This is a genomic window from Bradyrhizobium guangzhouense (assembly GCF_004114955.1).
GTDB classification, from domain to species: domain Bacteria; phylum Pseudomonadota; class Alphaproteobacteria; order Rhizobiales; family Xanthobacteraceae; genus Bradyrhizobium; species Bradyrhizobium guangzhouense.
The window spans coordinates 5,613,676-5,635,097 of the sequence record NZ_CP030053.1 but is presented as its reverse complement, the minus strand read 5'-3'; the positions used below and the strand labels follow the sequence as shown (position 1 = coordinate 5,635,097).

At 64.2% G+C, this 21,422-nt stretch carries 19 protein-coding genes; 16 read left to right on the top strand and 3 right to left on the bottom strand.

Annotation, left to right across the window (positions count from 1 at the left end):
* The first annotated feature begins 117 nt into the window (after window positions 1–117).
* From XH91_RS26940 to XH91_RS26900, 9 genes are all read left to right on the top strand, one after another.
* The gene (locus tag XH91_RS26940; RefSeq protein WP_128953395.1) at window positions 118–1,224 is read left to right on the top strand and encodes an efflux RND transporter periplasmic adaptor subunit; all 1,107 of its coding nucleotides are present in this window, start codon (window positions 118–120) and stop codon (window positions 1,222–1,224) included.
* Window positions 1,225–1,406: 182 nt separating this feature from the next.
* Window positions 1,407–4,544, top strand: coding sequence for an efflux RND transporter permease subunit (locus tag XH91_RS26935; RefSeq protein WP_128953394.1), 3,138 nt, complete (start codon window positions 1,407–1,409; stop codon window positions 4,542–4,544).
* Window positions 4,545–4,577: 33 nt separating this feature from the next.
* On the top strand, window positions 4,578–5,177 hold the full coding sequence (locus tag XH91_RS26930) for a TetR/AcrR family transcriptional regulator (protein ID WP_128953393.1): 600 nt from the start codon (window positions 4,578–4,580) through the stop codon (window positions 5,175–5,177).
* 181 nt (window positions 5,178–5,358) lie between these two features.
* Complete coding sequence (locus tag XH91_RS26925; protein ID WP_128953392.1) at window positions 5,359–5,982, top strand: flavin reductase family protein; 624 nt, start codon at window positions 5,359–5,361, stop codon at window positions 5,980–5,982.
* A 181-nt stretch (window positions 5,983–6,163) separates the two neighbouring features.
* Window positions 6,164–8,431 carry an acyl-CoA dehydrogenase gene (locus XH91_RS26920; RefSeq protein WP_164934058.1) on the top strand — a complete coding sequence of 756 codons (2,268 nt, stop codon included), beginning with the start codon at window positions 6,164–6,166 and terminating at the stop codon, window positions 8,429–8,431.
* Entirely contained in the window at window positions 8,431–9,714 is a 1,284-nt protein-coding gene (locus tag XH91_RS26915) for an acetyl-CoA C-acetyltransferase (RefSeq protein ID WP_128953390.1), read from the top strand. Before XH91_RS26920 ends, XH91_RS26915 begins: the two co-directional genes overlap by 1 nt.
* Before the next feature lie 2 nt (window positions 9,715–9,716).
* Entirely contained in the window at window positions 9,717–11,813 is a 2,097-nt protein-coding gene (locus XH91_RS26910; RefSeq protein ID WP_164934057.1) for a 3-hydroxyacyl-CoA dehydrogenase NAD-binding domain-containing protein, read from the top strand.
* Window positions 11,814–11,820: 7 nt separating this feature from the next.
* The gene (locus XH91_RS26905; RefSeq protein WP_128953388.1) at window positions 11,821–12,231 is read left to right on the top strand and encodes an acyl-CoA thioesterase; all 411 of its coding nucleotides are present in this window, start codon (window positions 11,821–11,823) and stop codon (window positions 12,229–12,231) included.
* Between the two features lie 222 nt (window positions 12,232–12,453).
* On the top strand, window positions 12,454–12,645 hold the full coding sequence (locus XH91_RS26900; protein WP_128955006.1) for a hypothetical protein: 192 nt from the start codon (window positions 12,454–12,456) through the stop codon (window positions 12,643–12,645).
* A 180-nt stretch (window positions 12,646–12,825) separates the two neighbouring features.
* Here the strand turns inward: XH91_RS26900 and XH91_RS26895 are convergent, their stop codons facing one another.
* Window positions 12,826–13,218 carry a nuclear transport factor 2 family protein gene (locus XH91_RS26895; RefSeq protein ID WP_128953387.1) on the bottom strand — a complete coding sequence of 131 codons (393 nt, stop codon included), beginning with the start codon at window positions 13,216–13,218 and terminating at the stop codon, window positions 12,826–12,828.
* Window positions 13,219–13,365: 147 nt separating this feature from the next.
* Here XH91_RS26895 and XH91_RS26890 point away from each other — a divergent pair, with 147 nt between their 5' ends.
* Together XH91_RS26890 and XH91_RS26885 are read left to right on the top strand one after the other, a co-directional pair.
* Window positions 13,366–14,040 (top strand): HAD family hydrolase, encoded by a 675-nt coding sequence (locus XH91_RS26890; protein WP_128953386.1) that lies wholly within the window; start codon window positions 13,366–13,368, stop codon window positions 14,038–14,040.
* A gap of 103 nt (window positions 14,041–14,143) precedes the next feature.
* On the top strand, window positions 14,144–14,989 hold the full coding sequence (locus XH91_RS26885) for a DeoR/GlpR family DNA-binding transcription regulator (protein WP_128953385.1): 846 nt from the start codon (window positions 14,144–14,146) through the stop codon (window positions 14,987–14,989).
* A 4-nt stretch (window positions 14,990–14,993) separates the two neighbouring features.
* Here the strand turns inward: XH91_RS26885 and XH91_RS26880 are convergent, their stop codons facing one another.
* Both XH91_RS26880 and XH91_RS26875 read right to left on the bottom strand, forming a co-directional pair.
* A complete protein-coding gene (locus XH91_RS26880) occupies window positions 14,994–15,410 on the bottom strand; it encodes a type II toxin-antitoxin system VapC family toxin (protein WP_128953384.1) in 417 nt (138 codons plus the stop codon).
* On the bottom strand, window positions 15,410–15,661 hold the full coding sequence (locus XH91_RS26875) for a type II toxin-antitoxin system prevent-host-death family antitoxin (protein WP_128953383.1): 252 nt from the start codon (window positions 15,659–15,661) through the stop codon (window positions 15,410–15,412). Before XH91_RS26875 ends, XH91_RS26880 begins: the two co-directional genes overlap by 1 nt.
* 267 nt (window positions 15,662–15,928) lie before the next feature.
* On the opposite strand from XH91_RS26875, the gene glpD reads away from it, so the two are divergent.
* From glpD to XH91_RS26850, 5 genes are read left to right on the top strand one after another with little or no spacing between them, the layout of a single operon-like run.
* On the top strand, window positions 15,929–17,479 hold the full coding sequence (gene glpD / locus XH91_RS26870; protein ID WP_128953382.1) for a glycerol-3-phosphate dehydrogenase: 1,551 nt from the start codon (window positions 15,929–15,931) through the stop codon (window positions 17,477–17,479).
* Window positions 17,476–18,615, top strand: coding sequence for an ABC transporter ATP-binding protein (locus XH91_RS26865; protein ID WP_128953381.1), 1,140 nt, complete (start codon window positions 17,476–17,478; stop codon window positions 18,613–18,615). Before glpD ends, XH91_RS26865 begins: the two co-directional genes overlap by 4 nt.
* A gap of 12 nt (window positions 18,616–18,627) precedes the next feature.
* Complete coding sequence (locus XH91_RS26860; protein ID WP_128953380.1) at window positions 18,628–19,713, top strand: ABC transporter ATP-binding protein; 1,086 nt, start codon at window positions 18,628–18,630, stop codon at window positions 19,711–19,713.
* Window positions 19,713–20,615 carry a carbohydrate ABC transporter permease gene (locus XH91_RS26855; RefSeq protein WP_128953379.1) on the top strand — a complete coding sequence of 301 codons (903 nt, stop codon included), beginning with the start codon at window positions 19,713–19,715 and terminating at the stop codon, window positions 20,613–20,615. Before XH91_RS26860 ends, XH91_RS26855 begins: the two co-directional genes overlap by 1 nt.
* The gene (locus XH91_RS26850) at window positions 20,615–21,421 is read left to right on the top strand and encodes a carbohydrate ABC transporter permease (RefSeq protein ID WP_128953378.1); all 807 of its coding nucleotides are present in this window, start codon (window positions 20,615–20,617) and stop codon (window positions 21,419–21,421) included. Before XH91_RS26855 ends, XH91_RS26850 begins: the two co-directional genes overlap by 1 nt.
* The last annotated feature ends 1 nt before the right edge of the window (window position 21,422 follow it).

Genomic DNA, 21,422 nt, shown 5'->3' with positions numbered 1-21,422 from the left:
CGCCCTGCCGATCCTTACCACCCCTTAACGATCACGCATTCCTGATGACTGACGATTATTGACTTTTATCAGTGATTATTCGACATTCCTCTCATTGCAGGCGCAGGAGTGTCCCCGATGTTCGTTCGGTCGGTTTTATCCAGCTATTCCAGGCTCTTGGCGGGTGTGTCGCTGGCCCTGATGGCCGCGGCGTTGGCGGGATGCAACGATTCCGTGGCGCAAAAGGCCGAGCCCCCGCGGCCGGTCCTGGTCGCGACCGCGCATTATGATGCCGAGAGCCCGGAACGCAGCTTCGTCGGCACCATCAAGCCCCGGATCGAGAGCGATCTCGGCTTCCGCGTCGCCGGCAAGGTCGCAAAGCGCCTTGTCGAGGTCGGCCAGACCGTCGAAGTCGGCCAAGCCCTCGCCACCCTCGACGAGGTCGATCTGAAGCTCCAGGCCGAGCAGGCCGTCGCTGAGCAGACCGCTGCGACCGGTGTGCTGGCGCAGGCCGCTGCCGCCGAGCAGCGCGCCAAGGAACTGAAGGCCAAGGGCTGGACCACCGACGCCGCGATGGATTCGAGCCGCGCCGCCGCTGACGAAGCCCGTGCGCGCCTTGACCGCGCCGTCCGCTCGGTCGAACTGACCAAGAATTCCCTTTCCTACGCGACGCTCAACGCCGACGCCCGTGGCGTCGTCACCGCAACGCTGATCGAGCCCGGCCAGGTGGTCGCCGCGGGCCAGGCTTCGATCCGTGTCGCCCGCTTTGCCGAAAAGGAAGCGGTCGTCGCGATCCCTGAGACGCTGGTCGGACGCGCCAAGTCGGGCGTCGCCAGCGTCACTCTTTGGTCGGAGCCGGACAAGAAATATGTCGCGAAGCTGCGCGAGATCGCGCCGGCCGCCGATCCGGCCACGCGCACCTATCTCGCAAAATTCTCGCTGCCCGAGGCCGACGACAAGGTCGCACTCGGCATGACCGCGACACTGACGCTGTCGGACACCGCCACCGAGCGCGTCGCGCGGCTGCCGCTGTCGGCGCTGTTCAACGAAGGCGGCAAGCCGTCCTTCTTCGTCGTCGACGACAACGGTTCGGTCACGCTCAAGCCTGTTGCGGTGAAATCCTACGACAGCAACGACGTCGTCATCACCGGCGGTGTGGACGAGGGCGCCAAGATCGTCGCCCTCGGCGTGCAGAAGCTCGATCCCAGCCAGAAGGTGCGGGTCGTGTCGTCGCTGGCCTTCTGAGTGTTTCTTACGAGTTACGTCGTGTGAGGTGAGCTTCTGCCTTTGCCCCTACGCAAAGGCTGAAGCGGCGAAGCGATCCAGAACCTGCCCAGCCCCCTGGATTGCTTCGCTGCCTCGCGACGACGGTTTGAACAGAGCGGCTGTCGTTCGTGGCAATTGGATCGTCTTTTCCGGAGAGTGCGATGAAGCGCTTCAACCTTTCGGCCTGGGCCGTCAGCCATCCGACGCTGGTCCTGTTCCTGATGCTCGTGCTCGGCGTCGCCGGCTTCTTCTCCTATCAGAAGCTCGGCCGCGCCGAGGATCCGTTCTTCACGGTGAAGGTCGTCAACGTCTCCGTGCTGTGGCCGGGCGCGACCGCACAGGAGATGCAGGCCCAGGTCGCCGATCCCATCGAGAAGAAGATCCAGGAGCTGCCCTATTTCGAGAAGGTGCAGACCTATTCCAAGCCCGGCTTCACCGCGCTTCAGGTCACCTTCCGCGATTCCACGCCGCCGAAGGACGTGCCGTATCTCTTTTATCTGCTGCGCAAGAAGCTGGTCGACGTCCAGGGCCAGCTGCCCGCAGGTATTCTCGGACCCGTCGTCAACGACGAATTCTCCGACGTCGATTCCATCCTCTACATGATGACCGGCGACGGCGCCGATTACGCCCAGCTCAAGAAGGTCGCCGAAGGTTTCCGCCAGCGCCTTCTCAAGGTGCCTGGTGTCACCAAGGTCGACATGTACGGCAATCAGGATGAGCGCATCTACGTCGAGTTTTCGCACGCCAAGCTCGCCACGCTCGGTATCACGCCGCAGGCGCTGTTCGATTCACTCGCCAAGCAGAACAACGTCGTGCCCGCCGGCACGGTCGAGACCTCCTCGCAGCGCGTGCCGCTGCGCGTCACCGGTGCGCTGGACGGTGCCAAGGCCGTGGCCGAGACCCCGGTCGAGAGCAACGGCCGCGTATTCCGTCTCGGCGACATCGCCACCGTCACCCACGGCTATGTCGATCCGCCGAGCTTCGTCGTCCGCCAGGAAGGCAAGCCCGCGATCGGCATCGGCGTCGTCACCGCCAAGGGCGCCAACATCCTCGAACTCGGCAAGGAGGTCGAGAAGGCGACCGCCGAATTCATGAAGGCCGTGCCGCAGGGCGTGGACGTCTCGCTGATCGCCGACCAGCCCAAGGTGGTCGAGCACGCCGTCGGCGAGTTCGTGCACTCCTTCATGGAAGCGCTCGTCATCGTGCTGTTCGTCTCGTTCCTGGCGCTCGGCTGGCGCACCGGCATCGTGGTCGCGCTGTCGGTGCCCCTGGTGCTCGGCATCGTCTTCATCGTCATGAACTCGATGTCGCTCGACCTGCACCGCATCACGCTCGGTGCGCTGATCATCGCGCTCGGCCTGCTCGTGGATGATGCCATCATTGCGGTCGAGATGATGGTGGTGAAGATGGAGCAGGGCTGGGACCGCATGCGCGCGGCGTCCTTTGCCTGGGAATCCACCGCGTTTCCGATGCTCACGGGCACGCTGGTCACGGCCGCTGGCTTCCTTCCCATCGGCTTTGCCAATTCGGCGGTCGGCGAATATGCCGGCAGCATCTTCTGGATCGTGGCGATCGCGCTGGTCGCATCCTGGTTCGTGGCGGTGATTTTCACGCCCTATATCGGCGTCAAGCTGCTGCCGAACATCAAGGTGCACGCCAATCACGATCCGCATGCGGTCTATGAGACCCGCATGTACCGCGGCCTGCGCGCCATCGTGCAATGGTGCGTCAATCATCGCATCACCGTGGTGGTCGCGACCGTCGGCGTGTTCATCGCCTCCATCGTCGGCTTCGGCCACGTCCAGCAGCAATTCTTCCCCCTGTCGGAGCGGCCCGAGCTGTTCCTGCAGCTGCGCCTGCCTGAGGGCACCGCCTTCAACGTCACCGAGAAGGCCGTCAAGAAGGCCGAGACGCTGCTGAAAGACGACAAGGATATCGAGACCTATACGTCCTATGTCGGCCAGGGCTCGCCGCGCTTCTGGCTCGGCCTCAACCCGCAACTGCCGAACGAGGCCTTTGCCGAGATCGTCATCGTCGCCAAGGGCGTCGAGGCGCGCGAACGGGTCAAGGCCAAGATCGAGGGTGCGGTTGCCGATGGCATGCTGACCGAGGCGCGCGTGCGCGTCGACCGCTTCAATTTCGGCCCCCCCGTCGGTTTCCCCGTGCAGTTCCGCGTGATCGGGCCTGACGCCAACAAGGTGCGCGAGATCGCCTACCAGGTTCGCGACGTCATGCGCGAAAACAAGAACGTCAAGGATGTCCAGCTCGACTGGAACGAGCAGTCGCCCTACCTCAAGCTCGTCGTCGACCAGGACCGCGCCCGTGCCATGGGCCTGACCCCGCAGGACGTCTCGCAGGCGCTGTCGATGCTGATCTCCGGCACGCAGGTCACGACCGTGCGTGACGGCATCGAGAAGGTCGGCGTGGTCGCCCGTGCGATCCCGTCCGAACGTCTCGACCTCGGCGGCGTCGGCGATCTCACCATCACCTCGAAGAACGGCGTTGCCGTGCCGCTGCAGCAGATCGCCAAGATCGAATACGCGCACGAGGAACCGATCATGTGGCGGCGCAACCGCGACATGGCGATCACCGTGCGCTCCGACGTGATCGACGGCGTGCAGGCGCCCGATATCACCAACCAGATCACGCCGAAGCTTCAGGCGATCAAGGACAGCCTCGAGCCGGCCTACCGCATCGAGCCGGGTGGCGCGTTCGAGGAGTCCGCCAAGGGCAATGCCTCGATCTTCGTCCTCTTCCCCGTGATGGTCATGGTGATGCTGACGCTGCTGATGATCCAGTTGCAGAGCTTCTCGCGCCTGTTCCTGGTGTTCCTGACCGCGCCGCTCGGCATCGTTGGCGCCTCCTTCGGCCTCAACGTGGCCAACGCCCCGTTCGGCTTCGTGGCGCTGCTCGGCCTCATCGCGCTCGCCGGCATGATCATGCGCAACACGGTCATTCTGGTCGACCAGATCGAGACCGACGTTTCTCATGGCTTGACGCGCCGCGAGGCGATCGTGGAGGCGACCGTCCGTCGCGCCCGTCCGGTGGTGCTGACGGCGCTTGCCGCCATCCTCGCCATGATACCGCTGTCGCGCTCGGCGTTCTGGGGCCCGATGGCGATCACCATCATGGGCGGCCTGTTCGTCGCGACCTTCCTGACGCTGCTGTACCTGCCGGGCCTCTATGCCCTGTGGTTCAGGAAAAGCCTGGACGAAGCCGGCACGCCGGAACAGCCTGCCGCGCCGCAGCATGGGAGCAATGACGACCACGCAATTCCGCTTGCTGAAGCGGCTGAATAAATGAGAAGACTACCGAGGAACGAGTCCTGATTGATGGCCCTGATTTCGGAACATATCGAAGGCGACACCCGGGATCGTATCCTCGAGGTGGCCGAGCGGCTGTTCCGCGTGATCGGCTATCAGAAGACCACGGTCGGGGACATCGCCAAAGAGCTCCGGATGAGCCCCGCCAACGTCTATCGCTTCTTCGAATCGAAGAAGGCGATCCACCAGGCGGTGGCACAGGGCCTGATGGGCGAGGTCGAGCTGGAGGCACAGCGGATCGTGGCGAGGCCCGGTCCGGTGCTGCCGCGCTTCCGTGAGCTGCTCACGACCGTCAACCGCATGAACACCGAGCGCTATGTCGGCGATTCCAAGCTGCATGAGATGGTCGAGATCGCGATGCAGGAGGACTGGGACGTCTGCGTCGCCCATATCCATCGCGTCACCGAGACCATCGGCGCGGTGATCGCCCAAGGCGTGGCCTCAGGGGATTTCGAGGCGCCCGATGTGCCGCTGGCCGCGCTTTGCACCTGCACCGCGATGATCCGGTTCTTCCACCCCCAGATGATCGCCCAGGCCGCCAACAAGCCCGGCCCTTCGATTGATCAGATGATTGATTTCGTCATCGCCGGTCTGTCGCCGCGCCACTGACGGGGCGGGGTTTTTCCCATATAAGGGGCCGACCGCCCTGGGCCGACTTGCCGGTGGCTGGTTAGGACGGATCAACAATCTCCGTCATTGCGAGCGCAGCGAAGCAATCCAGACTATCTCCGCGGAAGGATTCTGGATTGCTTCGCTACGCTCGCAATGACCATCAGGGGAAAGCCAGCGCGTGACCGACAAAGACCTGCACTTCTACGAGCCCTCCAAGGGCCACGGCCTCAAGCACGATCCCTTCAACGCCATCATCGCGCCGCGGCCGATCGGCTGGATCTCATCGCGCGATGCCAAGGGCCACGTCAACCTCGCGCCCTACAGCTTCTTCAATGCTTTCGCTTACGTGCCGCCGATCATCGGCTTCTCCTCGACCCACTGGAAGGACTCGGTCGAGAATATCCAGCAGACCGGCGAGTTCGTCTGGAATCTCGCGACCATGGACCTGGCCAAGCAGATGAACGCGACCGCCGCCCACGTCGCGCCCGAGGTCGATGAGTTCAAGCTCGCGGGATTGACCGCAGTCCCGGGCAAGCTCGTCAACGTGCCGCGCGTGGGCGAGAGCCCGGTCGCTTTCGAGTGCAAGGTGTCCGATATCATCCGCCTCAAAGGTGCCGACGGCAAGGAGGCGAACGCCTGGCTGACGCTCGGCGAGGTCGTGGCCGTCCACATCGACAAGGCCCTGATCAAGGACGGCGTCTACCAGACCGCCGCCGGCCGCCCGATCATGCGCGCGGGACGCCGCGGCGATTATTTCGAGATCAAGCCGGAAAACATGTTCGAGATGGTCCGGCCGGATTAGGCCGCTCCATCCGGGCTACCGCTTCCCCCTCCCGGAACTGCCCGCACGCCCCGGCCGTTATCGTCGCCGGGGCGGCCGCCCGGCCGCGTCAATTCGCATCATTTTGCCCGCGAAGTGTTCACGCCTCCCGGCCACTTTCCGCTAAAATGCCCCGTCACCGCGCCGTTGCATGAGGTCCGCCATGAGCTTCCGCCGCGACAAACTGACAAAACCGATCTTCTCCTGGGCCCGCGGCGTGCTGCCGGCGATGTCCGACACCGAGCGCGAGGCGCTCGAGGCCGGCGACGTCTGGTGGGACGCCGACCTCTTCACCGGTAATCCCGACTGGTCGAAGCTTCTCGAGATCCCGCAGGCGACATTGACCGCCGAGGAGCAGGCCTTTCTCAACGGTCCCGTCGACGAGCTCTGCGCCATGCTCGACGAGTGGAAGATCTTTTGGGAGTGGCGCGACCTGCCGCAGGAGGCCTGGACCTTCATCAAGCGCGAGAAATTCTTCGGCATGATCATCCCGAAGGAGTTCGGCGGCCTCGGCTTCTCGCCTTATGCCCATTCGGAGGTGGTGCGAAAAATCTCGAGCCGCTCGATCGCCGCCGCCGTCACCGTGATGGTGCCGAACTCGCTTGGCCCCGGCGAACTCCTGATGCGCTTCGGCACGAAAGAGCAGCAGGAGCGCTGGCTGCCGCGGCTTGCCGACGGCCGCGACATTCCCTGCTTCGGCCTCACCAGCCCGGAGGCCGGCTCCGATGCCGCCTCGATGGTCGACACCGGCATCATCTGCAAGGGCGTGTTTGAGGGCCGCGAGGTGACAGGTCTCAGGCTGAACTGGCACAAGCGCTACATCACGCTCGGCCCTGTTGCGACGCTGCTTGGCCTCGCCTTCAAGGCATATGATCCCGATCATCTGGTCGGCGATCAGGAAGAGCTCGGCATCACCGTCGCGCTGATCCCGACGAATCTTCCTGGCGTCGAGATCGGCCACCGCCATCTGCCGTCGATGCAGGTATTCCAGAACGGTCCGAACTGGGGCCGCGACGTCTTCATCCCGCTCGACTATGTCATCGGCGGCCAGGAGCGGATAGGCCAGGGTTGGAAAATGCTGATGACGGCGCTCGCCGCCGGTCGCGGCATTTCGCTGCCGTCGCTCTCTGCTGCCGGCGCTGCCTATGCGGCACGCACGACTGGCGCTTATGCCCGGATCCGCGAGCAGTTCGGCATTTCCATCTCCAAGTTCGAGGGCGTGGAGGAGCCGCTCGCGCGCATCGTCGCCACCGCCTACCAGCTCGACGCGGCGCGGCGGCTCACCTGCGCTGCGCTGAATGCCGGGGTCCATCCCGCCGTGATCTCCGGCATCATGAAGCTGCACGCGACCGAGCGGATGCGAGTCGCCGTCGACGACGCCATGGACATCCATGGCGGCAAGGCCGTGATCGACGGCCCGCAAAACTATATCGGCAATCTGCACCGCGCCGTGCCTGTCGGCATCACCGTGGAGGGCGCCAACATCCTGACGCGCAACCTCATCATCTTCGGGCAGGGTGCGATCCGCGCCCATCCCTACCTGCTCGACGAGATGAACGCGCTTGCGGACACCGACCGCGAACGCGGCCTCACCGCCTTCGACAAAGCCTTCTGGAAACATGTCGGCCACAGTTTCCAGACGCTGCTCCGTGCTTTTGGCCGGAGCTGGAGTTTTGGCGCCTTCGCGCTGGCGCCGGATGCCGGCGATGCGACGCCGTTCTATCGCCAGCTTTCCCGCTACTCGGCGGCCTTCGCGCTCTGCGCCGACATGGCGCTCTTGACGCTCGGCGGCGCGCTCAAGCGCAAGGAGATGCTGTCGGCGCGGTTCGGCGACATCCTGTCGGAGCTGTACCTGCTCTCGGCCGCACTGAAGCGCTGGCAGGACGAGGGCCGGCAGAAGGACGATTTTGCCGTGCTGGAATGGTGCATGGCGACCGGCTTCAAGACGATCGAGATCAAATTCGCCGAAATCCTCGCCAATTTGCCGAACCGCTTCGTTGCCGTCATCCTCAAGCTCGTGGTCCAGCCGTTCGGGGCCCGCGTGCTCGGTCCCTCCGACCGCGTCGTGCACCAATGCGCTGGTATCGTGCTGGAGCCGTCGGCGGCGCGCGAGCGCCTCACGCCGGATCTCGCCCATGTCGACGACGACAGCGGCTTCGCCCGGCTGGAGCGCGCGTTCAAGCTGGTCGCGGCGACCGACGCCGTTGCCAAGCGCATGCGCGCGGCGCATCTGCGGGACTGGAAGGAGGCGGTGGCCAAGGGCGTGATCACGCAGGCCGAAGGCGAGCAGCTCGCGGTCGCCCACGCAGCCGTCGCGAAAGTCATCGAGGTCGACGATTTTGCGCCGGAGGCGCTGTCGCCGATTTACAAGAAAACCGGCGACGTGCATCAGTTCTTCCAGGAACTCGGTGAACAGAGGGCGGCGAGCTGATGGCACGACCGGTATTCATCGTCGACGGCAGCCGGACGCCGTTTCTGAAAGCGCGCTCCGGGCCGGGCCCATTCACGCCTGTTGATCTCGCCGTGCAATGCGGCCGGCCCCTTCTGGCGCGCCAGCCGTTCTCGCCTACCGATTTCGACCAGGTCATTCTCGGCTGCGTCAACGTCATTGCCGACGAGATGAACCCGGCCCGCGTTGCCGCGCTCCGGCTCGGCATGGGCGAGGACATGGTCGCCTTCACCGTGCAGATCAATTGCGGCTCCGGCATGCAGTCGATCGACACCGCCTACCGCTACATCCGAGAGGGCCATGCCGACATGATTTTGGCCGGCGGCACCGAGGCGCTCAGCCACGCGCCGCTGGTCTGGCCCAATTCCGGCGTGCGCTGGTTTGCCGGTCTTGCCACCGCCAAGGGCGTGGCGGCGAAGCTCGCCGCCGCGTTCAAGCTGCGCCCTCGTTACCTCAAGCCGATCATCGGCCTCGAGCGTGGGCTCACCGATCCCATCACCGAACTGAACATGGGCCAGACCGCAGAAGTCGTCGGCCATCTCTTCGGCATTACGCGGGCGCAGTCCGATGCTTATGCCGCCGAGAGCCACCGCCGGCTCGCGCATGCGCAGGCCGAGGGCTATCTGAAAGGCGAGGTCGAGACCGCGTTCTCCCGCGACGGCAAATTCTTCGACCATGATGACGGCGTGCGGCCGGACTCAACGGCTGAGACGCTCGCAAAGCTGAGGCCGGTGTTCGAGCGCCCCTGGGGCCAGGTCACCGCCGGCAATTCCTCGCAGATCACCGATGGCGCGTCCTGGGTGATCTTGGCTTCCGATGCGGCCGTGGCAAAACACAAGCTGACGCCGAAGGCCGTAATCGTCGACAGCAACTGGGCTGCGCTGGATCCGAGCATCATGGGGCTTGGTCCCGTGATGTCGGCGACGCCGCTTCTGACCCGCAACAACCTCACCCTCCAGGACGTCGAGACCTGGGAGCTGAACGAGGCCTTTGCCACGCAGGTGCTCGGCTGCCTCGCCGCCTGGAACGACGAGAAGTTCTGCCGCGAGATTCTCAGGCTCGATGGCGCCGCTGGCGAGATCGACCGGGCGAAACTCAACGTCGACGGCGGCGCCATCTCGCTCGGTCATCCTGTCGGCACCTCGGGCAACCGGATCGTGCTGCATCTCGTCAATGCGATGAAGCGGCTCGGCACAAGACGCGGGATCGCCACCGAATGCATCGGCGGCGGGCTCGGCGGCGCCATGCTGATCGAGGCGGTGTGACCATGGATTCCAAGATCATGACCGCGCTCGGCGATCGCGTGCTCTCGCTCGGGCCCCCGCCTGCAGCAGATGGTCCCTACAAGAACTTCAAGCTGACGCGCGATGCCGACGGCGTCGCCTGGCTGTTGTTCGACCGTGCTGGCGCCAGCGCGAACACGCTCTCCGCCGACGTGATGGAGGAGTTCGACGCCGCGCTCGCCGCGATCGAGACCGAGCGTCCCGCCGGCCTCGTGATCCGCTCGGCAAAGCCGTCCGGTTTCATTGCCGGCGCCGACGTCAACGAATTCCGCGGTGCGTCTGATCCCGAGATGGTCGAAACGCGCATCCGAGCCGCGCATGCGGTGGTCGATCATCTGGAAGCGCTCAAGCTGCCGACGGTCGCGGTCATTCACGGTTTCTGCATCGGTGGCGGGCTCGAGGTCGCGCTCGCCTGCCAGTCGCGCATCGCGGTCGACGGTGCGCGCTTCGGCTTCCCCGAGGTCATGCTCGGCCTGCATCCCGGCCTCGGCGGCACCGCGCGTTTCACGGCGCTGGTCAATCCGACCCAGTCGATGGCGCTGATGCTGACCGGCCGCACCATCGATGCGCGCCGTGCCAAATCGCTCGGCCTCGTCGACAGCGTGACGCAGGAGCGCCACGTGAGGGCTGCCGTGAAGGATGTGCTGTTCGGCCGCATGAAGCGGGCCAAGCCGGGCCTGCTCACCCGCGCAGCCAATCTCGGCCCGGTGCGCGGGCTGCTTGCCAAGCGCATGCGCGTGGAGGCGGCGAAGGCCGCGCCGCGCGAGCATTATCCCGCGCCTTATGCGCTGATCGATCTGTGGGAGACGCATGGCGGCAGCAAGGCCGCCATGCTGAAGGCGGAACAGGCGTCCTTCGCCAGGCTGATGGTGACGCCGACCGCGCAGAATCTGATCCGCGTGTTCTTCCTGCGCGAGCAGATGAAGAAGACCGCAGGCTCGGGCAACACGATCAAGCACGTCCATGTCATCGGCGCCGGCGCCATGGGTGGCGACATCGCGGCTTGGGTAGCCGGGCAGGGGCTGCGGGTCTCGCTCGCCGACATGAAGGCCGAGCCGATCGCGGGCGCCGTGAAGCGCGCCGCAGAGCTCTACGGCAAGATCATCCGCAAGCCGACCGAGGTCCGCGACGCGCTCGATCGGCTGATCCCCGATATGGACGGCGAGGGCGTCCGCAACGCCGACCTCATCATCGAGGCGGTACCGGAAAAGCTCGAGCTCAAGCAGAAGGTGTATGCCGGCCTAGAGCCCCGGATGAAGCCGGGCGCGATCCTTGCCACCAATACATCGAGCATCCCGCTTCAGGATTTGCGCACCACGCTGGCGCGGCCGGAGCGGCTGGTCGGGCTGCACTTTTTCAATCCGGTGTCGCGGCTGCAACTGGTCGAGGTCGTCAGCCACGTTGGCAATGACGCGCAGGTGCTGAAAGAAGCTCTTGCCTTCGTCGGTGCCATTGACCGCCTGCCCTTGTCGGTGAAGAGCTCGCCGGGCTTCCTCGTCAACCGCGCGCTGACACCCTACATGCTCGAAGCCATGGTGATGCTGGACGAGAAGACCGATCAACGCCTGATCGACGCCGCGGCCGAGCAGTTCGGCATGCCGATGGGGCCGATCGAGCTTGCTGACCAGGTAGGGCTCGATATCTGCCTCGACGTCGGCGACATGCTGCGCGCCAAGTTCGGCGATCTGCTGCCGCCGACGCCGGCCTGGCTGCGCGACAAGGTCGCCAAGGGCGAGCTCGGCCGAAAGTCCGGCAAGGGCTTTTACACCTGGAAGGACGGCAAAGCGGAGAAGGCGCCATTGCCCCAGACCGGTCCACGCGTCACCGACCAGATGATCGACCGCCTGGTGCTGCCGATGTCCAATGTCTGTGTCGCCGCCCTGCGCGAAGGCATCGTCGACGATGGCGATGCGGTCGACGGTGCGATGATCTTCGGCACGGGTTATGCCCCGTTCCGCGGCGGTCCCCTGAACTATGCGCGCACGCGCGGCGTGGGAAATATTGTATCCACCTTGCGTGCATTGGCCGAACGATTCGGCGAGCGCTTCGCGCCCGACCCGGGCTGGGACAATTTCAAGTGAGACGGATATGACTGGAAAGTCCGACACCGAGCCGAGCGGCGATCTCTGCATTCGCACGCTGGCGATGCCCGCCGACACCAATGCCAATGGCGACATCTTCGGCGGTTGGCTGCTCAGCCAGATGGATGTCGGCGGCGGCGTATTCGCCTCGAAGGTCGCGAAGTCGCGCACCGTCACGGTTGCGATCGATGCGATGAATTTTCGAAAAGCTGTTTATGTCGGCGATCTCGTCTCCGTCTACGCCACTCTCGTGCGGGTAGGACGCACCTCGATGACCGTCCATCTCGAAGCCTGGGCGCTGCGGCGGCGAGAGCTGCAGCCGATCCTCGTGACCGACGGCAATTTCACCTATGTCTCGATCGACGATAACGGCCATCCACAAGTGATCCAGCGCAACGATCCGCCGATCGCGACGTAGTCGCGCGCGGCGCATCGCCTCATCTCACGAAAACTTGCAGCCTCGCGAAACGCGGCACGGATAGGTCGACGCGTCGCTTCTTTGCCAAGAACGGGTCATAAAACGGATGAGGTCCCGGCGTACTCAATAGCCTGTCGATTCGGGGTGGAAACGGCCGATTTGCCCTTGGGAACCTTTGGGCAGAGCCGTCGTTATTTGCCCGCACTGAGGAATCCACGGGCCATGCCGGATAGCTACATCATCGAAGTTAACTCAGAGACCGCGGGCATCGTCGTTCGCGGTCAGGGCGGCTACTGCTTCTTCGCCTCGTCCCATCAATTCAATCGTCTCGAAGGCCATCTCTTCCGTAACGCCCGCGAAGCCGAGCGCGCTGCGCGCAAGCTGGTGAATGGCGATGTGAAGGAAGCGGCGTAACGTTCTTCCTTCTCCCCTTGTGGGAGAAGGTGGCGCGAAGCGCCGGTTGAGGGGTTCTATCGGCACATTGGCGCGAGAATGGTGCTCGCCGAAGCAACCCCTCACCCGTCTCGCCGCTAAGGCGGCGAGCCACCCTCTCCCACAGGGGGGCCCACAGGAGGAGAGGGCAAAGAACGTCGATCACAACTTCGTCGCGGACCGCGACAGCAGCTTCCACGCGTCGCCCTGCTTCTGCCAGTTCATCAGGATGTGAAGGCTGTTTGCGACTTTCTGTCCCCCGGTCATCATCTCGGCCAGCCAGTGGAAGCGCACGATCGCGGCGGGGCCGACGATCTTGATGGTCGGATCCTTGTATGTGATCGACAGGAACTTCGTCTTGCCGTCGGTGGCATTGGCGACGAAGGCTGCCTTGTCCTCGAGGAAGCCGTTGGAATGGCTGTAGCTCAGATCGTCCGCGCACAGCGCGCTGAGCGCCTTTGGATCGGCCGCGATCTGGGCGAGGCGAAAGGCCTCGACTTTTTGCGCCACCGCCTCGTGGTCGACCGCGGCAGCGTGATCGCGATTGAGTGTCATCGTATCCTCCGTTCTTGATCTTGTACCCAGTGTTGCAGCCGCATTCGATTTTGTCGAGTGTCACGCCGCCATGGGCCGCATTGCGTCATCAGGCGCGAATTGATACGTCTCGCGCATCGTTGCGCCGTGCGCGAGAGGAACCACGACATGATCCAGGGACCGGGCAGGGCATTGCTGTTCGACATCGACGGCACGCTCGCCAACACCGACCCGCTCCACCTCAAGGCGTTCAACCAGGTGCTCGGTCCTCACGGTCACGTCTTCGATCACGCTCGTTTCTCCAGGGAGCTGCAAGGTTTTGCCAATGTGTCGATCGGTGAGCGCTTTCTGCCCGACGAGACGCTGGAGCGCCGCGCCGAGATTCTTGGGGAGAAGGAAGAAGTGTTCCGGACGCTGGTCGCGGGGCAGATCGAACCGCTCCCGGGCCTGATCGCGCTGCTCGACCGCGCCGATGTTGCCGGAATTCCCATGGTCGCGGTCACCAACGCGCCGCGCCTCAACGCAGAGCTGTTGCTTGCCGGTCTCGGCATCACGCAGCGCTTCAAGGCGCTCGTGATCGGCGACGAACTGCCCCACGGCAAGCCGCATCCGCTGCCCTATCAGGAAGGGTTGCGCTTCGTCGGTGCCAGCGCGGCAGCCTCGATCGCGTTCGAGGATTCCCGCTCCGGCGTGGAGTCGGCCACCGCCGCCGGTATCCCGACCATCGGCATCCGGACCAGCCTCAGCGATGCTGACCTTGTCGGATCCGGCGCCGTCGCCTCCGCCAGCGCCTTCGACGATCCCGAGCTGATCGCGCGGCTCGCGCGCGCCATGAACTGGTAGAGTGGGCGTGGTGAGGTCCGATTCATTAACCGTGATCGGCGTGCGCATTGACCGCGTGCGCGAGAAGCCGCACCATGCATCACTCTGATTTGAGGCCATTGTCGTGACCGGATTGACCCATCGCCAAGCCGAGATTCTCAACATCGCCCGCGCCTCGGGCCGCGTCATGGTCGAGGAGCTGGCGCGCCGGTTCGAAGTTTCGGCCCAGACCATCCGCAAGGATCTCAACGATCTCTGCGAACGCCGGTCGCTCACCCGCATCCACGGCGGCGCCATCATCGCCTCCGGCGTGGAAAACCTCGCCTATGAGGCGCGCCGCTTCGTTGCCGCCGACGAGAAGAAGGCGATTGGCGCCGCCGCCGCCTCGCTGATCCCGAACGGCTGCTCGCTCTTCATCAACATCGGCACCACGACCGAGGAGGTGGCGAGCGCGCTGACCTCGCACGAGGATTTGCTGGTCATCACCAACAATCTCAATGTCGCCATGCTGCTCTACCGCCATCCCCGCATCGAGGTGGTGGTGGCCGGCGGCACGGTGCGGCGCGCCGACGGCGCCGTGGTCGGCTCGACCGCGACGCAGCTGATCGGCCAGTTCAAGGTCGACTACGCCATCATCGGCGCCTCCGCGATCGACGAGGAGGGCGCGCTGCTGGACTTCGACTATCGCGAAGTGCAGGTGGCGCAGGCCATCATCGCCAATGCCCGCAGCGTCATGCTGGTCGCCGATTCCACAAAACTTCGCCGCAGCGCGCCGGTCCGCATCGCGCACATGACCCAGATCCAGACCTTCGTGACCGACCAGGAGCTGCCCGAGCGCCTCGCCACCATCTGCCACAGCAAGGGCATCGAAGTGGTGGAGGCGATGCCGAAGGGCGCTGACGTCGACGAGACCCAGGCCGATACGCAGGATGCGGCACCTGAGGCCGCGCCGGTGGTACGGCTGCGCTAACAGCTCAGGCGCCGTCCCACGGGTTGAGCAACTGCACGCCCGTGGGTTCGAAATCTCCCACATTGCGCGTGACGACCGTCAAACCGTGAACAAGCGCGGTCGCCGCGATGAGAGCGTCACGTTCAGCCCGCGGGTTGTGAACGTGAAGTTGCGCACAGCGCTGTGCTACAGCCGTATCAATGGTCAGGATTCGCCCTTCGAATCGAACCAGAATTTGATCGTCTATCCAGGCGCGCAGGACTGCGCCTTGTGCAGCATCCTTACGCTCGATCAGGCGCGCGCCAAGTTCGATTTCGAGAATCGAGATGGCGGACATGAAAAAATTCGCTGCCGGAACTGCATTGGCCCAAGCGATGACGTTGCGATCGGCTTTGTCCGGTCGCCTCAACTCGGAGATGACGTTGGTATCCAGCAGAAACATCAGTCGAGATCGGCGGGCTTGAAGATTCCGCCATCCACGCGAGGCGGATTGAAGTCAAAGTCCGCACTCGTCTGCGCCAGAGCCTCGGCAAGGCTCATGTGTCCGCCGCTCAGACGCAAATAGTCTTCGATCGTCAGGAGAACATGGGCCGGGCGGCCGCGATCCGTAATGAAGACGGGCCCTTGCGATGCCGCCTTCTTAGCGCCGCTGGTGTCCTGATTGAATTCCCGGCTGGTGAGGGTGGTCACCATCGTCGGCACTCCAATTGAGGCGGCGTCACATGCGCGCAAAGATATGTAGCCATGTTGCTACATTCAAGGCCGACAGCGCGCCCGCCTTTCAATCGGGTCCAATGCCCGGGAAATGGCCCATCTACCTGCCGAATTTTACGCCATCTTGACCGGTGAAAAGTTCCATTTTCGCTTCCTTTCGCCTCTCTTTCGTCTTGCTTTCGTTTTGCGGTGTGATCTAATCAAAAACGAAAGCTGCCGCTCGACTGAACGGGCGGTTTCCGGGGGATGCGTCTGTTGGAGCGTATTTTCGACCTCGCCATCATTGGAGGCGGTGTTAACGGTTGCGGTATCGCGCGTGACGCGGTCGGCCGCGGCAACACTGTATTCCTGTGCGAAATGAACGATTTGGCGAGCGGGACGTCGTCCTGGTCGACCAAGCTGGTGCATGGCGGCCTGCGCTATCTCGAATATTACGAGTTCCGGCTGGTTCGCGAGGCGCTGATCGAGCGCGAGATTCTCTGGGGTATTGCGCCCCATATCATCCGCCCGCTGCGTTTCGTTTTGCCGCATCACGCCGGCTTGCGCCCGGCCTGGCTGCTGCGCCTTGGCCTCTTCCTCTACGATCACATCGGCGGTCGTCATCTGCTGCCGGCAACGCGCTCGCTTGATCTCCGGCGCGACGAGGTCGGCAAGCCGCTGATCCCGAACCGCTACAGCCGCGCGTTTGAATATTCCGACTGCTTCGTCGACGACGCCCGGCTCGTCGTCCTCAATGCGCGCGACGCCGCCGACAAGGGCGCCGAGATCCGTACCCGCACCCGCGCGACTGACATCAAGCAGTCCGACGGCATCTGGACCGTCAGCATGGTCGACACGCTGACCGGTGCGCGTTCACAGATCCAGGCCCGCGCACTTGTCAATGCCGGTGGCCCCTGGGTCGAGGACGTGCTCGGCCGCGGTGCCGGCGTCAACGCGAAGGCCAAGGTGCGACTGGTGCAGGGCTCGCACATCGTGGTCAAGAAGCTCTACGACCACGACCGCGCCTACATGTTCCAGAACGCCGATGGCCGCATCATCTTCGTCATCCCCTACCAGGATGATTTTACGCTGATCGGCACCACCGACCGCGACTATGACGGCGATCCCTCCAAGGTGAAAGCGACGCCGGAGGAGATCCAGTATCTCTGCGCCGCCGCGAGCGAGTATCTCGCCAGGCCCGTGACGTCAGACGACGTCGTCTGGACCTATTCCGGCGTGCGACCGCTCTATGACGACGGCGCCAGCGAAGCCAAGGCCGCGACCCGCGACTATGTGTTCGAGCTCGACACGCCCGGCGGTTCGCCGCTGCTCTCGATCTATGGCGGCAAGATCACGACCTATCGCCGCCTCGCCGAAGAGGCGCTGGAGCGGCTCGCGCCCTATCTTCGCAGCGCGAAAGCGCGCGAAGGCTGGACCGGAAAATGGCCGCTGCCCGGCGGTGACATGGATGTCTCCGCCGTCGATGGCCTGATCGCCGAGCTCCAGCGCGGCTATCCGTTCCTGAGCCATGAGCATGCGCGTCGTCTCGCGCGCGCCTATGGCACCCGCGCCATCAAGCTGCTCGGCGACGCCAAATCGGCGGTCGATCTCGGCCAGGCCTTTGGCGCGACTCTGACCGAACGTGAGGTTCGCTACCTGATGACCAACGAATGGGCGGTCACCGCCGAAGATATCGTCTGGCGCCGCTCCAAGCTCGGTCTGCGGTTGTCTGCCGACGAAGTTGCCGCACTGGACGACTGGATCAGGACCCATTTTGTATCGCAAAGTCCTCTGCTGGAAGCAGGAGGACGCTCATGAGTGTGACACTCGATCACGTGACCCGTACCGTCGACGGTATCGAGCATATCCGCGACGTCTCGCTGACGCTCGAGAGCGGTACGCTCAACGTGCTGCTCGGGCCGACGCTGTCTGGCAAGACCTCGATCATGCGGCTGCTCGCCGGCCTCGACAAGCCGACCGCGGGCAAGGTGCTGGTCAATGGCAAGGACGTCACCGGTGTCGACGTGCGGCAGCGTTCGGTCGCAATGGTGTATCAGCAGTTCATCAACTATCCCTCATTGACGGTCTACGAGAACATTGCCTCGCCCTTGCGCGTGCAGGGCAAGCCGCGCCAGGAGATCGAGACGCGCGTGGCGGAAGCCGCCAGGCTGTTGCGACTCGAGCCGTTCCTGAAGCGAACGCCGCTCCAGCTATCCGGCGGCCAGCAGCAGCGCACCGCCATGGCGCGCGCGCTGGTGAAAGGCGCCGACCTCGTACTGCTCGACGAGCCCCTCGCCAATCTCGACTACAAGCTGCGTGAAGAGCTGCGCGCCGAGCTGCCGCGCATCTTCGAGGCATCAGGCGCGATCTTCGTCTATGCCACCACAGAGCCGACCGAGGCGCTGCTGCTCGGCGGCAACACGGTGTGCATGTGGGAAGGCAAGGCGCTCCAGATCGGCGAGACGCCCGGCGTCTACCGCCGTCCGCAGACGCTGCGCGTCGCGCAGGTGTTTTCCGATCCGCCGCTCAACCTCGTCGGCATCGAGAAGAAGAACGGTTCCGTGCAATATGCGGGAGGCATCGCCGCGCCGGCCTCCGGCCTCTATTCCTCGCTTGCCGACGGCGCCTATCGCGTCGGTTTTCGCGCCCACCAGCTTGCGCTCGCCAATGGCGAGACCGATCGCCACGCCTTCCACGCCACTGTCACGGTGACCGAGATCACCGGTTCGGAGAGTTTTGTGCATTTGACCCGCGACGGATCGAACTGGGTTGCGGTGCTGCACGGCGTACACGAGTTCGAGCCCGGCCAGACCATTGATGCCGTGCTCGATCCCAATGATGTGTTCGTCTTCGACGCGGCCGATCGCCTCGTCGCGGCGCCCGGTCCCATAGCGTTTTCAAGCGAAGTGCCTAGCGGTTCGCGTGAAGAAAACGCATCAAAGAAAAAAGCCTGAGGGAGATGCGCCATGGCCCGCATTGACCTCGTCGATCTCGCTCACTCCTACGGCGGCAATGACGCGCCGCAGGAAACCTTTGCGCTGAAGCCTGTCACCATGACCTGGCGCCAGGGCGGCGCCTATGCGCTGCTCGGTCCGTCCGGATGTGGCAAGACCACGCTGCTCAACGTGATCTCCGGCATCATCACGCCCTCGCGCGGGAAAATCCTGTTCGACGGCGAGGACATCACACCGCTGTCAACCCAGAAGCGCAACATCGCCCAGGTGTTCCAGTTTCCGGTGATCTACGACACCATGACGGTAGGGGAGAACCTGGCGTTCCCGCTGAAGAACCGCGGCGTGCCGAAGGCCGAGATCGGCAAGCGCGTCGCCGAGATCGGGCGTCTGCTCGACCTCGAGCCGTACCTGAATCGCAAGGCGACACGGCTCACCGCCGATGCCAAGCAGAAGATATCGCTCGGCCGCGGTCTCGTCCGCTCCGACGTCGCTGCCGTGCTGTTCGACGAGCCGCTCACGGTGATCGATCCTGAATTGAAGTGGCAGCTCCGCTCCAAGCTGAAGGCACTGCACCGCGAGCTCGATCTCACGATGATCTACGTCACCCACGACCAGACCGAGGCGCTGACCTTCGCCGACACCGTCGTCGTCATGCATGACGGTCGGGTGGTGCAGAGCGGCACGCCGGCCGAGCTGTTCGACAAGCCGGCCCACACCTTCGTCGGCTATTTCATCGGTTCGCCCGGCATGAACATCCTGCCGGCCGAAGTGAAGGGTCGCGAGGCCAGGGTCGATGGCCATGTCATTGCGCTCAACCGTAGCTACGACAACCTGCCCGCAGGCGCCAAGATCGAGATCGGCGTGCGTCCGGAATTCGTCGACGCGGTTGCGCCGGCGCCCGGTCTGCTCGGCGCAAAAATCGAGCGCATCGACGATCTCGGCCGCATCCGTTTCGCGCGCGTGCGCATCGGCGAGGCCAGGATCGCGGCGCGTACGCCGGCCGGCTTCACCAGCTCCGATGGCAATGTCGGGCTGAAGCTCGATCCGGCACACGTCCACGTTTATGCCGACAGCCTTCTGGTGGAAGGGGCCGCCTGATGGACAAGACCGTCAACCAAAAAGCCTGGTTCCTGGTGCTGCCGGTGTTCCTGGTCGTCGCGTTCTCGGCGGTGCTGCCGCTGATGACGGTGGTGAACTATTCGATGCAGGACACTTTCGGCAACAACCAGTTCTTCTGGAACGGCGTCGGCTGGTTCAAGGAATTGCTCGATCCCTCGACCGATCTCGGCGGCCGCTTCCTGGCCTCGCTCGGCCGCAATCTGTTCTTCTCGCTGGTGATCCTTGCGATCGAGGTGCCACTCGGCATCGTTGTCGCACTGTCGATGCCGCGGCAGGGCTGGACGGTCGCCGTCTGCCTCGTCACCCTGGCGCTGCCGCTGCTGATTCCGTGGAACGTGGTCGGAACGATCTGGCAGATCTTCGGCCGGCCCGACATCGGCCTGCTCGGCTATGTCCTCAACCACATCGGGCTCGACTACAATTACGTCTCCAACGAGATCGACGCCTGGATCACCGTCATCGTGATGGACGTCTGGCATTGGACGAGCCTCGTCGCGCTGCTCTGCTATGCCGGCCTGAAGTCGATCCCGGAGGCCTATTATCAGGCGGCCCAGATCGACGGCGCCTCGCGATGGGCGGTATTCAAGGCGATCCAGCTTCCGAAGATGCACCGCGTGCTGCTGATCGCCGTGCTGCTGCGCTTCATGGATAGCTTCATGATCTATACCGAGCCGTTCGTCGTGACCGGCGGTGGCCCCGGCAATTCCACGACCTTCATCTCTATCGAGCTCGTCAAGATCGCGCTGGGCCAGTTCGACCTCGGCAAGGCTGCCGCGCTCTCGCTCGTCTACAACCTGATCATTCTGATCGTCTGCTGGATCTTCTACACCGTCATGACCAACGCCGGCAACGAACGCAAACCCCAGGAAGGAGCCGCGTGATGCACTCGATCCCCGGCCGCCGCCTCATCATGGGGCTGTTCCTGATCTTCCTGATGTTGCCGATCTACTGGCTCGTCAACATGAGTTTCAAGACGAATACCGAGATTGTCTCGACCATGACGCTGTGGCCGCACGCGCCGACGCTGCAGCACTATCGGCGCATCTTCACGGAGGCAAGCTGGTACTCCGGCTACATCAACTCGCTGGAATATGTCATCCTCAATACCATCATCTCGATCTCGGTGGCGTTGCCGGCGGCCTATGCGTTCTCGCGCTATCGCTTCCTTGGCGACAAGCACCTGTTCTTCTGGCTGCTTTCGAACCGCATGGCGCCGGCTGCGGTCTACGCGCTGCCGTTCTTTAACCTTTATTCGGCGATCGGCCTGTTCGATACCCCCTGGGCCGTCGCGCTCGCGCATTGCATCTTCAATGTGCCGCTCGCTGTCTGGATCCTCGAAGGCTTCGTCTCGGGCGTGCCGCGCGAGATCGACGAGACTGCGTTCCTCGACGGCTATTCCTTCCCGCGCTTCTTCGTGAAGATCCTGGTGCCCCTCATTGCGAGCGGCATCGGCGTCGCGGCGTTCTTCTGCTTCATGTTCTCGTGGGTCGAGCTGCTGCTCGCGCGCACGCTGACGTCGGTCGACGCCAAGCCGATTGCCGCTGTCATGACTCGCACCGTTTCCGCCGCGGGCATGGATTGGGGGCTGCTCGCGGCCGCCGGGGTACTCACGATCATTCCGGGGGCGCTCGTGATCTGGTTCGTCCGCAACTATATCGCGCGCGGCTTCGCGCTCGGTCGGGTCTAGG